Source organism: Streptomyces sp. NPDC026538 (genome assembly GCF_055567535.1).
Genome location: NZ_JBVHQG010000001.1, coordinates 1,126,882 through 1,139,757, shown reverse-complemented (window position 1 = coordinate 1,139,757; position 12,876 = coordinate 1,126,882). Strand labels below are relative to the sequence as shown.

Annotated in this window: 11 protein-coding genes; 1 reads left to right on the top strand and 10 read right to left on the bottom strand. The window is 70.7% G+C overall.

Features of this window, described 5'->3' with window-relative positions; all coding sequences use genetic code 11:
• Positions 1–17: 17 nt before the first annotated feature.
• From ACZ4N4_RS05125 to ACZ4N4_RS05080, 10 genes are all read right to left on the bottom strand, one after another.
• On the bottom strand, positions 18–1,349 hold the full coding sequence (locus ACZ4N4_RS05125) for a hypothetical protein (RefSeq protein ID WP_467584523.1): 1,332 nt from the start codon (positions 1,347–1,349) through the stop codon (positions 18–20).
• Between the two features lie 46 nt (positions 1,350–1,395).
• Positions 1,396–2,421 (bottom strand): glutamate ABC transporter substrate-binding protein, encoded by a 1,026-nt coding sequence (locus ACZ4N4_RS05120; RefSeq protein WP_453576001.1) that lies wholly within the window; start codon positions 2,419–2,421, stop codon positions 1,396–1,398.
• 29 nt (positions 2,422–2,450) lie between these two features.
• Positions 2,451–3,863: a hypothetical protein gene (locus ACZ4N4_RS05115; RefSeq protein WP_467584520.1), complete on the bottom strand. Its 1,413-nt coding sequence runs from the start codon at positions 3,861–3,863 to the stop codon at positions 2,451–2,453.
• 353 nt (positions 3,864–4,216) lie between these two features.
• The gene (locus ACZ4N4_RS05110) at positions 4,217–5,188 is read right to left on the bottom strand and encodes an N-acetylglucosamine kinase (RefSeq protein WP_467584518.1); all 972 of its coding nucleotides are present in this window, start codon (positions 5,186–5,188) and stop codon (positions 4,217–4,219) included.
• A complete protein-coding gene (locus ACZ4N4_RS05105) occupies positions 5,179–6,447 on the bottom strand; it encodes a 6-phospho-beta-glucosidase (RefSeq protein WP_467584515.1) in 1,269 nt (422 codons plus the stop codon). The genes ACZ4N4_RS05110 and ACZ4N4_RS05105 overlap by 10 nt, the downstream gene beginning before the upstream one ends.
• 6 nt (positions 6,448–6,453) lie before the next feature.
• Entirely contained in the window at positions 6,454–7,350 is an 897-nt protein-coding gene (locus ACZ4N4_RS05100) for a carbohydrate ABC transporter permease (RefSeq protein ID WP_467584512.1), read from the bottom strand.
• A gap of 2 nt (positions 7,351–7,352) precedes the next feature.
• A complete protein-coding gene (locus ACZ4N4_RS05095) occupies positions 7,353–8,321 on the bottom strand; it encodes a carbohydrate ABC transporter permease (RefSeq protein ID WP_453575832.1) in 969 nt (322 codons plus the stop codon).
• Between the two features lie 2 nt (positions 8,322–8,323).
• Entirely contained in the window at positions 8,324–9,667 is a 1,344-nt protein-coding gene (locus ACZ4N4_RS05090; RefSeq protein ID WP_467584509.1) for an ABC transporter substrate-binding protein, read from the bottom strand.
• An 80-nt stretch (positions 9,668–9,747) separates the two neighbouring features.
• The gene (locus ACZ4N4_RS05085) at positions 9,748–10,959 is read right to left on the bottom strand and encodes an ROK family transcriptional regulator (RefSeq protein WP_467584506.1); all 1,212 of its coding nucleotides are present in this window, start codon (positions 10,957–10,959) and stop codon (positions 9,748–9,750) included.
• A 284-nt stretch (positions 10,960–11,243) separates the two neighbouring features.
• Positions 11,244–12,074, bottom strand: a complete 831-nt coding sequence (locus ACZ4N4_RS05080) for a hypothetical protein (RefSeq protein WP_467584503.1) — start codon at positions 12,072–12,074, stop codon at positions 11,244–11,246.
• 264 nt (positions 12,075–12,338) lie between these two features.
• On the opposite strand from ACZ4N4_RS05080, the gene ACZ4N4_RS05075 reads away from it, so the two are divergent.
• Entirely contained in the window at positions 12,339–12,875 is a 537-nt protein-coding gene (locus tag ACZ4N4_RS05075) for a hypothetical protein (RefSeq protein ID WP_467584500.1), read from the top strand.
• Position 12,876 lies beyond the last annotated feature (1 nt).

Below are 12,876 nucleotides of genomic sequence, written 5' to 3'. Positions count from 1 at the left end.
CGCATCCCCCTTGTCGCTCACGCTCCGGGCCCTCTCCGGTCCTCGGGACCGCTCTGCTGCGGCACCCGCGGCGCGCCCAGCGCCTCGGCCGCCGCCTGCTGGTAGCGGAGCACCGCCTGCTCCGCGACCCGCAGGTCGCAGGGCGCGCTCCACAGCATCCGCCGGGCCGCGTCGTACCGCTCGATCAGGAACGGGTCCTCGGCCAGGCCATGGCGGGCCACCTTCGCCTTGTAGGCGTCCAGCCGGCCGCGCAGTTCCGCGCGTACCGCCAGCGGCGCGGTGACCGCCGTCAACGACTCACGGGCGCGCAGCAGTTCGTCCTCCGCCTTCTGCTCCAGGGACTCCAGGAGCGGCGACAGCCGGTGCCACTGGGCCATTCTGCGGTACTCGGCGGCCGTCGCCAGCTGCTCCTGCAGCGCGGTCGGCGGGCCGCTGACCACCGGCACCTCGGTCGCCGCGATCTTCGCCAGCACCTCACCGCGCGCGGTGCGCGCCTCGGCGAGGGTGCGGTCCGCCCGGGAGAGCACGTCCCGCAGCTTGATCAGCCGGGTCTCCGCGTCCTGCCGGACCGTCAGCACGGCGTCGATCTCCCGCCGCACCTCCTCCAGCGCCCGCGCCTCCCGGTCGTACACCGTGGTGTCCGGCCGGCCGCCGCCCGGCGCCGAACTCCCCTGCGCCGGAACCCAGAAGCCCAGCGGATCCGAGACGACGTCCTCGCGCAGCTTCGTCAGTATGCGGGTGATCCGCTCCAGGTCGTCGCCCGCCGGGTGCTCGCCGGGGCGCACCCCGACGGAGTGCGCCAGCTTGCGGGTGCGCTGCAGCTCGGCGGCGAGTAAATCGATCCGCGCGGGCAGCGCCGACCACACCGCGTCGGCGGTGACGACCATGTCCAGCGAGGTCGCGTACAGCTCGTTCATCCGGTCGACCAGGGTCACCAGCGAGAAGCGCTCGCTGAGCCGGCCGGCCGCGGACAGCAGCGTCGGCGCGTTCGCCGTCGCGGTGGCGCTGCCCGCCACCGTCACCGACTCGCCGCGCAGCAGCTCGGTCAGCTCCACCAGGTCCTCACGGCTGGACCAGCGGCGCCGGGCCCGGATCTCCCGGGCCGAGCGCAGCGTGTCCGTGTAGGCGTCGAAGTACGCCCACAGCAGGGTGATCGAGGCGTCGGCGGACGTCCACCGGTCCCGGGTCGTCCCGGTGAGCTCGGCGCCCTCCAGGAGCCTGCGGCCCGCGTGGTCCTGCAGGGCGAGCAGCGAGGTCTCGATCGCCTCGTGCTCCGCGCCGAGCCGCGCCAGCGCACGGTCCACCTCGTCCCGGTCCATCACCGGCCCGGCGGGGTCCGTGACGCCCATCGATCACCTCTCGCTTGCTTGTCGGGACCGGCCCTGCGGATGCGGGTCAGCTCGTGCGCAGGTACTGCGGCGCCGACGGTTTCGACGCCGCCGAGTCCGCTCCCAGTGTCGCCGACAGCCACTTGTCGTACGACGCCTGCCAGCCGTCGGCCCGGTAACCGACCAGGATCTGATTGACCCGGCGTACCAGATCGGTCGCACCCTGTTTCATCGCCACGCCGTAGTACTCGGTCGTGAAGGCGGCGCCCTTCAGCTCGACCGTCGGGTCCTGCGCGGCCTGGCTGGCGGCCAGCGCGCCGTCGGTGACCACCGCGTCCACCTCACCGAGCTGCAGCCGCACCAGGCAGTCGAGTTGGTTGGGCACGGTGGTGGAGATGTCGGCCGAGGCGGCCGGCTTCCCTGCCTTCCGGTCCGCGTCCAGCTTGGCGTACGCCGTCGAACCGGCCGCCGTGCAGATCCTCTTGTGCGCCAGCGTGCCGTTGTAGCCGGTGATCGGCGACGACTTGGGCGCCAGCACCTGCTGGCCGGTCTTGAAGTACGGCGCGGAGAACGCCACGTCCTTCAGCCGGTCGCAGTTGATGGTCATGGTGCGGACGACCATGTCGACCCGGCCGTCCTGGATCGCCGGTATCCGCTGGCTGGTCGGAATCGCCTTGAACTGCACGGCGTCGGGGTCGCCGAGGATGTCCTGGGCGATCCGGTGCACCAGGTCGATGTCGAAACCCTCCAGCTCCGCGCCCGCGTTGTTCGGGTTGCGGTAGCCCCAGCGGTAGCTGTTCTGGTCGATGCCGACGATCAGCTTCCGCTTGGCGCCCGTACGGGCCTTGATGGCGTCGATCGTCGGGCCGTCCGCGCTCGACGGCGACCATGTCTCGTTCTGGGCCTGGGAGTCGACACAGCTGTCGGCCCTCGCCGGGCCGGCCGTGGCCAGCCCCGGACCGCCGAGCCCCTCGTCCGTGTCGCTCCCCCCGGCGGACTGGGTGAGGGGCAGCAGCAGGACGAACGCCAGCGCCAGAGCGCAGCCGACCGCCATCGCGCCCACTCCGCCCCAGCCCCGCAGGGAGGCCCGCATCCTCTGCGCGAACACCGCCACGCCCCCTCTCACCGGTACTCCGAAAGCCTGCGCCCGATACCGAACAGGGCGCCCGACGCCGCCGCAACGCCCAGCATGGCGGCACCGATCGGCAGCCCGGACATCGCGTCCCGCCCGTCGGTGGCCCGCTCCTGGAACTCGGTCTCCTCGTGGGCGAGAGCGTTCTTCAGGTTCGCGTCGACGCTGTCGAAGCACTCGGCGGTCGCGCCCTTGGCGCCTATCACCTTGTCCAGCGCCGCCTGGTAGTCGCCGTTCTCGTCCTCGGTGCGGGCGTCGGCGTGCCGCTCCTTCCACACCTTCATGTTCCCCTCGGCCGCCTGCACGGGCTTGCTGCCCGCCGAGTCGTCCGCGAGCGCCGCGGCCTGGGTGAGTCCCTTGCCGAGGGCGGCCATGTCCTGGTCGAAGTCGTAGTAGTACGCGTCGTAGGTCTCACCGTCGACCGTGACCGTCTCCGCGCCCCGCGCGACCAGGCTGAGGTTCTCGTTCCCCCGGGCCTTCAGGGACGCGATCCGGGCGTCGTGCAGCACGTTCAGCGAGCGGACGCCGTGGTCGTACGAGCCGTCCAGGCCGGCACGGGCGAAGGTGTGGCCGACGACCAGCCACAGCAGCGTGACGACGGTGGCCGCGGAGGCCGCGACCAGGCCGTGGTTGAGCACGCGGTTGGTACGGCGGTAGTGGCGCAACTGGGCCCAGGCGAGCCCGGCGAGGGCGAGCAGGCCGAGGACTATCGCCGCCCACGGGTACGGGGTCGCGTCCGCGTAGTCGGACGACAGCCGCGCGTTCTCCTTGGTGTAGAGATCCTCCGCCGCCGGGAGCATCTCCTTCTGCATCTTCTCGTTCGCGTACCGCAGGTAGGCGCCGCCGACCGGGTAGCCCTGCCGGTTGTAGACGCTGGCCCGCTCGACGAGCCCCTTGTACTCCGGGAGCAGCTTGTTCAGCTTCGCCACGGCCGCCTCGGAGGGGGAGCCGGGCTCGGAGTTGGCGGCGGCGGTGACGAGCCTGGCGGCGGCCGTCCGGATGTCCGTCTCGTACCGCGCGCGGGAGGCCGCGGTCTCCTGACCACCCGCCAGGAAGCCGCTGGAGGCCGCGGTGTTGGCGTCCGCCAGCGAACGGTAGATGTCGGCCGCGCCCGAGCTGAGCGGCTGGCTGCGGTGCAGCACGTCGTCGGCGGCGGCCGCGCGGTCGGTCATCTGCCAGGCGGTGACGGCACCGAAGGCGACGATCAGCACGGCCAGGACGGCGCCGATGAGCCGGAGCCGGCCGGGCTCGGTGGTGACGGCGGCGCGCACCTGCTCGACGCCCTCCGCGAAGGCGCTGCGGCGCGGGGGCGTTGTCTCGGGTGTGGGGGAGCCGGTCCGCTGTGCGGGCAGGACGGTGCCTGCGCCTGGCGGTGCCGCGCTCTTCGTCGGCGGGTGTGTCACTTGACCTCCCCCATGGTCATCCGGTCGCCGCCCAGTATCGCCGCCCGGACTGACATTCGGCACCGGCCGTCACTGGATCTTGATCCGATCGCAGCGGAACCCCTGCCCATGAATACGCCGGGGGAATCGGTTCGGTTCCGGAGGGGTGAATCGATGGTGTTCGGGGCGCGGGCCGGTGGGGGCTGGTCGCGCAGTTCCCCGCGCCCCTGACGGGGCTCGTCGTAGCCGCGGGCAGTCGTGCCTCCCCAGAGCCCGAAAGGCCTGGGGGGACCCCCGGGCGGCACGGGTGGGCGCGGGCGGCACCCTGCAAGCGCCGGTCAGCGTCCCCACCCGCCGCGAGCCCCCGTCCCGGGTCACCCCTCGAAGTACGCCCGCACCCTCTCCTGCACGGACACCCCCGCCCCCACCACATCCAGCCCCAACAGCGCCGCCCCCAGCACCGGACGCGCCGTCACCACCCTCGGCACCGCCTTGGGCGCACGCGCCGCCAGCAGCTCCCGTACGCCGTCGTCCAGCAGCGGGTGACCGCCCGTCAGCACGCCGCCCCCCAGCAGCACCGGCGTCTCCTCGTCCAGCAGGTCGAGGCGGGTCAGGGCGACCGTGGCCATCGTCGCGACCTCCTGGGCCAGCCGGTCCACCACCGAGCGGGCGATCGGGTCACCGTCGGCCGCCGTCGCGAACAGCACCGGCGTCAGCTCGTGCCGGCGGCCGTACTCGACGTGCTCCAGGTGCAGCGCCTCGATCAGCGCGTACATGGACGTCAGCCCGAAGTGCGCCGGGAGGGTGCGGACCAGGGCCGTCGGCTCGCCGCGCCCGTCCTCCGCCCGCGCCGCGTGCCAGAGGGCCTCCTCGGCCAGTCCCCAACCGCCGCCCCAGTCACCGGAGATGCGCCCTATGGCGGGGAAACGGGCGGTGCGGCCGTCGGGGCGCATGCCGACGCAGTTGATGCCCGCCCCGCACACCACGGCGACACCCCGGGGCTCGGCCACGCCCGCCCGCAGGATCGCGAAGGTGTCGTTGCGGACGGTCACCGAACCGCCCCAGTCGCGGGCGGCCAGCGCGGCGGCCAACTGCTCCTCCTCCACCGGCAGGTCGGCGTTGGCGAGGCAGGCGGAGACATGGGCGACCGAGGTGACGCCGGCGGCGGTGTACGCCTCGGCGACCGCCGACGCCACCTCGTCCACGGCCTGCTCCACGCCCACCACCGGCGGCCGGAAGCCGCCGCCGCGGGCCGTGGCGAGGACCTCGCCGTCCGCCGCCACCACCGCGACGTCGGTCTTGCTGTTGCCCGCGTCGATGGCGAGGACACTTGCGGTCAGGCCCACGCGAGGTGCTCCCGGTTGTGCGCGATCAGTCGGTCGGTCAGGGCCTCGGCGTACTCGTACTGGCCGACGAGGGGATGCGAGAGAAGGGCCTTGTAGACGCGGTCACGGCCGCCGCGCAGCGCCGCCTCCAGGGCCAGTTCCTCGTACGCCGTCACGTTCGCCACCAGGCCGGCGAAGAGCGGGTCGACGTCCGGGACGGACAGCGGCACGGGTCCGCCCTTGCCGAGCGCCGCCTGCACCTCGATCACCGCGTCGTCGGGGAGGAAGGGGAGGGTGCCGCCGTTGTAGGTGTTCACCACCTGGTAGGGGTTGCCCCCGCCGCCGAGCAGCGCCGCCGCCAGGTCCACGGCCGCCTCCGAGTAGTACGCGCCGCCCCGCTTGGCGAGCAGCCCGGGCTTCTCGTCGAGCGCCGGGTCGCCGTACATCTCCAGCAACCGCTGTTCCATCGCGGCCACTTCGGAGGCGCGCGACGGTTTGGTGCGCAGCTCCCGCACGACCTCGTCGTGCGCGTAGTAGTAGCGCAGGTAGTAGGAGGGGATCACGCCCCCCAGTCGGTCGAGGAGGGCCGTCGGCAGCTTCAGGTCGGCGGCGATGGTGTCGCCGTGTTCCCCGAGCAGCTTGGGCAGCACGTTCTCGCCCTCGGGGCCGCCGAGGCGGACCGCCGTCTCCCAGGTGAGGTGGTTGAGGCCGAGGTGGTCCAGGTGGACCTCGGCGGGCATGACACCGAGCAGGTTCGCGAACTTCCGCTGGAAGCCGATCGCCACGTTACACAGTCCGACCGCCCGGTGCCCGGCCTGCAGCAGGGCGCGGGTGACGATCCCCACCGGGTTGGTGAAGTCGATGATCCAGGCGTTCGGGTTGGCCCGGCGGACGCGTTCGGCGATGTCCAGGACGACGGGGACGGTCCGCAGCGCCTTGGCGAGGCCGCCGGCGCCGGTGGTCTCCTGGCCGATGCAGCCGCACTCCAGCGGCCAGGTCTCGTCCTGCTGCCGGGCCGCCTGGCCACCGACGCGCAGCTGGAGCAGCACCGCGTCGGCACCCTCCACGCCGGCGTCCAGGTCGGAGGTGGTGACGATACGGCCGCTGTGGCCCTGCTTGGCGAAGATCCGGCGGGCCAGTCCGCCCACCAGTTCCAGGCGTTCGGCGGCCGGGTCCACCAGGACCAGTTCCTCGATGGGCAGGGTGTCCCTGAGCCGCGCGAAGCCGTCGATGAGTTCGGGGGTGTAGGTCGAGCCTCCGCCGACCACGGTGAGTTTCATACGTGGTTAACCCTTCACTCCGGTGAGCGTGACGCCCTCGACGAACGCCTTCTGGGCGAAGAAGAACACGAGGATCACGGGGGCCATGACCAGTACGGTCGCGGCCATGGTGAGATTCCAGTCGGTGTGGTGCATGCCCTTGAACGACTCCAGGCCGTAGGACAGCGTCCAGGCGCCCGGGTTCTCCGAGGCGTAGATCTGGGGTCCGAAGTAGTCGTTCCAGGCGTAGAAGAACTGGAAGAGCGCGACGGCGGCGATACCCGGTTTCGCCATCGGGATCACCACCCGCAGCAGGGTCCGCAGGTCCCCGCAGCCGTCCACCTTCGCCGCGTCCAGGTACTCGTTCGGGATCGTCGTCAGGAACTGGCGCAGCAGGAAGATGGAGAACGCGTCGCCGAACGCCATCGGCACGATCAGCGGCCACAGGGTGCCGGAGAGGCCGAGCTGCTTCGCCCAGAACAGGTACATCGGGATGATGACCACCTGCGGTGGCAGCATCATCATCGAGATCACCAGCATGAGTGAGAGGTTGCGGCCCCGGAAGCGGAACTTCGCGAGCGCGTACGCCACCGGCAGCGAGGAGACGACCGTCAGGACGGTGCCCAGACCGGCGTAGAACAGCGTGTTCCGCCACCAGGTCAGGAAGCCGGGGGTGTCGAAGACCTTCCGGTAGTTGCCCCACTCCCAGGTGTGCGGGATCAGGTCCCGGCTGAGCGCCTGGCTGTCGCTCATCAGCGAGGTCAGGAAGACGAACACGAACGGGAGGGTGAAGAAGAGGGCGGCGGCGACGCCGAGGGAGTGGACCGCCACCCAGTTCAGCAACGCCTTGCGGCGGGCGGTGCGTTGGGCCGAGGTCATCGGCTGCGGGGTCACGTCCACCGGCCGGTCCAGTACCTGGGCCATGTTCAGTCACCTGCCTGGATGAGACCGCCCCGGCGCCGCATCAGGAACGACGTGAACACCATGGACAGGACGAAGAGGACGAGGGCGACGACACACGCGGAGCCGTAGTCGAAGCGCTGGAAACCGAGGTTGTAGACGAGCTGGGGCAGGGTGAGCGTCGACTTCTCCGGATACCCGGGCTCGAACTGGGTGCCCGCCCCCTGGATGACCCCCGAGGCGACCTTCCCGGCGATGAGCGGCTGGGTGTAGTACTGCATCGTCTGGATGACACCCGTGACGACTGCGAACATCACGATCGGCGAGATGTTCGGCAGCGTCACGTACCGGAAGCGCTGCCACGCCGACGCGCCGTCCAGCTCCGCCGCCTCGTACTGCTCCGCCGGCACGTCGAGCAGCGCGGCCATGAAGATGACCATCAGGTCGCCGATGCCCCACAGCGCCAGCAGGGTCAGCGCCGGCTTGGACCAGGTGGGGTCGTTGAACCAGCCCGGAGCCGGGATGCCGATTTTCTCCAGGATCGAGTTGACCGGGCCGGTACCGGGGTTGAGGAGGAAGGCGAAGGCCATGGTGGCCGCGACCGGCGGGGCCAGGTAGGGCAGATAGAAGAGGGTGCGGAAGACGCCCGTGCCCGTCTTGATCTTCGTGATGAGCATGCCGATGCCGAGGCCGAAGACGACCCGGAGCGAGACCATCACGACCACGAGCCACAGGGTGTTGCGCATCGCGGGCCAGAAGTAGGGATAGTGCTCGAAGACGTACGTCCAGTTCTTCGTGCCGCTCCACGTCGGCGGCTTGAAACCGTCGTAGTGCATGAACGAGAAGTAGACCGTCGAGATCAGCGGATACGCGAAGAAGACCGCGAAGCCGATCAGCCAGGGCGACATGAAGGCGAGCGTCCGAAGTGCTTGTTTCCTGCGCTTCGCCACAAGGCCGGACCGGCGGCGCTCCGACGCCAAGGTGATGGTGCTCATCGTCACTTCGCCTGCGCGATGTCCGTGTCGATCTGCGCGGCGGCCTGCTTCAGGCCCGCCTTCAGGTCGGTGACCTTGCCGCTCTCGTAGTCGTAGCCGAGCTGCTGGATCGTCACCAGGTACACACCGCCGTTGACGGAGGCGGGTGCCGTCGTGGAGTCCGGGTTCGCGGCGATGTCCAGGAACGTCTTGAACCGCGGGTCGTACTTCAGCTTCGGCGACTTCAGGGCGGCCAGCGTGGACGGCACGTTGTGGATGGCGTTGGAGAAGTTCACCACCGCGTCCGTGTCGGTGCTGATGTACTTCACGAACTCCCAGGCCGCGTTCTGCTTCTTGCTGGTGGCGGCGATGCCGGCGATGGTGCCGGTGATGTAGCCCTTGCCGTACTGGGCGGCCTGGTCGTCGGGGACCGGCATCGGGGCGACGCCTATGTCGAACTTCGGCTTGGCGTCCAGGGCCATGCCGAGGCGCCACTCACCGTCGAGCTGCATGGCGACCTGGCCGGTCTGGAAGGGGTGCTTGGGGCCCCACTCGTCGCCGAGCGTGGCGCGGAACGTCTCCAGCTTCTTGTAGCCGCCGAGCGTGTCGACGAGGTCCTTCTGGAGCGTGAAGGACTTCTCGAAGGCCGGGTCCTTGGCGACGTTCGACTTGCCCTCGCTGTCGAAGTACGTCGGCGAGAACTGCCCGAGGTAGTGCTCGGTCGTGGTCTCCCAGCCGTGGTAGTCCGGCATGAAACCGAGCTGCTGGTAGCTGTCACCCTGGGTGATCGTCAGTTTCTTGGCGTCGGCCTTGAATTCGGACCAGGTCTTCGGCGGAGTGGTGATGCCGGCCTTCGCGAACGCCGTCTTGTTGTAGTAGAGCCCGTACGCGTCCCCGAGCAGCGGCACCGAGCAGCGGTTGCCGTCGAACTGGGTGTACTCGTTCATCGCCTTCGGGAACGTCGTCTGCGGGTCGACGCCCGACTTCTTGAAGAAGGGGTTGAGGTCGACCAGCGCGCCCGAGTCGCAGAACTTGCCGACACTGTTGGTGGTGAAGGACGAGATGACGTCCGGGGCCTTGTCGCCGCCGGTGCGCAGCGCCTGGTTCATCTTGTCGTCGGTCATGTTGCCGACGACGTTGACGTGGATGTTGGGGTGCGCCTTCTCGAAGCCGGCGATCAGCGCGTTGACGGCCTTGACCTCGCTCGGCGCGCTCCAGGCGTGCCAGAAGTTGATGGTGGTGTTCGCGGAGGCGTCGTCGGTGGCGCCGGAGGAGGACTGGCCGGTACAGGCGGTGAGAAGGGCGAGCGAACTGGTCAGGGCGGTCAGGGCAAAAGCCGTCTTTCGGGCAGCGGAAGGTATGGGCATGGCAAGGTCTCCCAAGGACGGGCGGTGAGGGAAGGGGCCGGTGCGGGGGCTGAAAGGGGCTGGTGCGGGGCTGGGGCGGGTCAGCGCGAGGTGTCGAAGACCTCGTCGCGGGTGGTCGCGAGCGCGCTCTCCAGCGCGCCGCGCAGCACGGGGTGTTCCTGGACGTCGCCGACGACGAGCCGTGGCCTGGCTGCCGCCAGTTCCTCCAGCTCGGCCTGGACCAGGGCGCGCAGCACTTCGCCGCCGGAGGTCAGGACGGTGCCGCTGAGGACGACGAGTTCGGGGTCGAGGACGGAGACGAGGGAGGCGAGACCGGTGGCGACCCGGGTCGCGTAGGTCCGCAGGAGTTCGTGGTGCGGGCCACTGCCGTGGTCGGCGGCGCGGGCGACGAGCGCGGCGGCCACCTCGGAGTGCGAGCCGGCCGGCAGGTCCCCGATGCCGAGCGCGCCGGCCAGCCTGGGCAGTGACTGCGCGCCGGCGAGTTCCTGGTAACCGCCGCTGTTGGCCTTGATGACCTGGCGGACCAGCGGGGTGCCCGGCACCGGCAGGAAGCCGACCTCCCCGGCGCCGCCGGTCCAGCCGCGGTGCAGCCGGCCGCCGAGGACCAGGGCGGCGCCGAGGCCCTCCTCGTTCCACAGCAGCACGAAGTCGCCGTGGCCGCGGGCCGCGCCGAGCCGCTGTTCGGCGATCGCGACGAGGTTGACGTCGTTCTCGTACTCGACGGGCATCGGCAGCGCGGCGGCGAGGTCGTCGAGCAGCGCCGGGGAGTGCCAGCCGGGCAGGTGCGAGGCGTAGCGCAGCCGGCCGGTGTTGGGGTCGAAGGCGCCGGGCGTGCCGATGACCAGCCGGCGGACGTCGTCCCGGGCCAGCCCGGCCGCCTTCACGGCACCGTCGAGGGCGTCGGTGACCTGCCGTACGACGGACTGGGCCGACCGCCGCCCCGGGGTGGGCAGTTCGAACTCGCCGACGGTACGGCCGGTGACGTCGGCGACGGCGGCCCGGATCCGGGCCGGGTTGACGTCGAGTCCCGCGGCGTAGGCGGCGCCCGGATTCACCGAGTACAGCTGGGCGTTGGGACCCGGCCGGCCCTCGCTGGTGCCGGTCGCCAGCACCAGCCCGGCCGCCTCCAGGCGGGCCAGCAGCTGGGAGGCGGTCGGCTTGGAGAGGCCGGTGAGCTTGCCGATCCGGGTCCGCGACAGCGGGCCGTGCTCCAGCAGCAGGTCCAGTGCGGCGCGGTCGTTCATGGCGCGGAGTACGCGCGGGGTGCCCGGCGTACCGGCGGTTCCTGCCATGCGGTTCGACACCTGCCTTTCCAGCCGCTCAGTTTCCCAGTGACCCGGGTGATCGGTCCACCCCGGGTGACGCTTCGGGATCACGCACGGGGGTCAACCGCCCCGGGACCGCTCACCCATGATCACTGTTAGGAAAGTTTCCTGTTGGCTGGAAAACGTAGGCCGCCGGAAGGAGAGCGTCAATAGCCCGACTGCGCGGCAACCCACTCGTTACCTGGGCTCGGACGCGCGAAGGGCCCGTCCGGAAGACCGGACGGGCCCTTGTGGTGAGGCGACCGCAGGTGCTACTTGACCTTGATGAAGTCGCCCGTGGCCGTCGCCGCCGCGGTGGTCGTCGTACCCGCGAAGACGTAGCGGTAGTAGCCGCTCTTCGACGCCTTCACCGTGGTGGACAGGGCGCCGCCGGTGCCGGAGGTGATGCCCTTGACGTTCGTGTACGTCTTGGTGCCCTCGGGGCGGAACTGCAGGACGGCCTTCTGCCCCTGGTAGCCCTTGTACGCGAAGGCGTCCCAGTCCGCCCGGGTCAGCTTGCCCTTGACGGTGATCGTCCTGCCCTTGGCCACCGGCTCCGGGGAGGCGTCGGCGGTCAGCCTGGCCGCGCGCTGCACCTTGGCCGTGCCGAGGTTGCCCCAGATCGCGGTGCCCGAGTTGGAGCTGAGGAAGTCGTCCGAGACGGTGCCGTCGACGTAGCTGTAGAAGCCGCCGGCCTTCCAGGTGGTGGCGTCAGCGGCCTCGAACAGGTCGCCCTCGGCGATGACGATCTTCTCGGAGCAGCTCGCGGTGACGGTCGTGTCCGTCGTCGCCGTCGTCGTGCAGGTGGGCAGGTCGTCGGGGCCGACCATGTTCTGCACCGACCTCAGGGTGCCGCGGTAGAGGATCACGCCGGCGAACGACGAGTCGCCGTCCACGTCCACGTCCACGGGCCGGGTCAGGGTGTACGTCACCGGCACGCTCACCGTCTTGGTGGTGCCGACCACGATCGCCTTGCCGTTGTTCACCTTGATGCCGGTGAACTTCAGGTCGGGCGTGCTCGGGGCCGCGGAGGCGGCGGGCGCCGCGAGACCGGCCAGGGCCAGGGCGCCGGACAGGGCGGCGCCTATGGCGAGCTTTCTCATGTGTCCCCACATTCGCAACGGGTCCCCGGGCGGCTTCGCGCTCCAGATCAAGGACCCGTGGTGGAGCGACCCTAGATCACCGTGCGACGCGCGGAGAATGCGGGGGACCTGTGAAGGGCATCCGGGTACGGCCCGGTCCCGCTCCCGCTCCCGCTCCGCGATCACGACTCCGTCACGATCTTCGTCGTCTCTGGTCAAGCGGGCCCCGGGTGCGGCTTCCTGCTCCTGTATCCCGATACCGACCAGGAGAGCGGCGGCTGAGACATGACCCCTTTGAAAGGGTTGTTCCTGCGGCTGCTGTGGAGCACGTTCATCGACTTCGTACCCCCGCTGCTGGTGATGTGGGTCCTCGCCTTCGTCGACGACGGCATCACCTGGTCGGCCGTGGGCGAGGCGGCGCTGCTCGCTCTGACGTGGTGGCTGCTCGCCCTGTTGTGGGCGGCCTGGCGGACCCGCTCGCTGGTGCGGGTGGCACGCGGGCTGGACGTAGAGGTCTCCGGGAACGCCCTCGACGGCATCCAGACACACACCCTCACCGGTGTCACGCTCTCCCACGTCCGTGCCGCCCTGGGCACGGCCCCGAGGGCGTTGGAGGTCGGCGGCGGCAACCCGGTCTGGTTCCGGTGGCGTCCGTTCCGGGCGCGGGCGTCGGCCGACGGGACGGTCGCCTACGACGAGTCCACAGATCAGGCTCGCGTCGAGGTCCGCGCCGGCAAAGGGCTCGGGGGCGATGCCGTCCTCCTCCGGGGCGCCGTTTTCATCGCGCTCTGCCAGGTCGTGCGTACGCTCGAAGCCCGTTGAG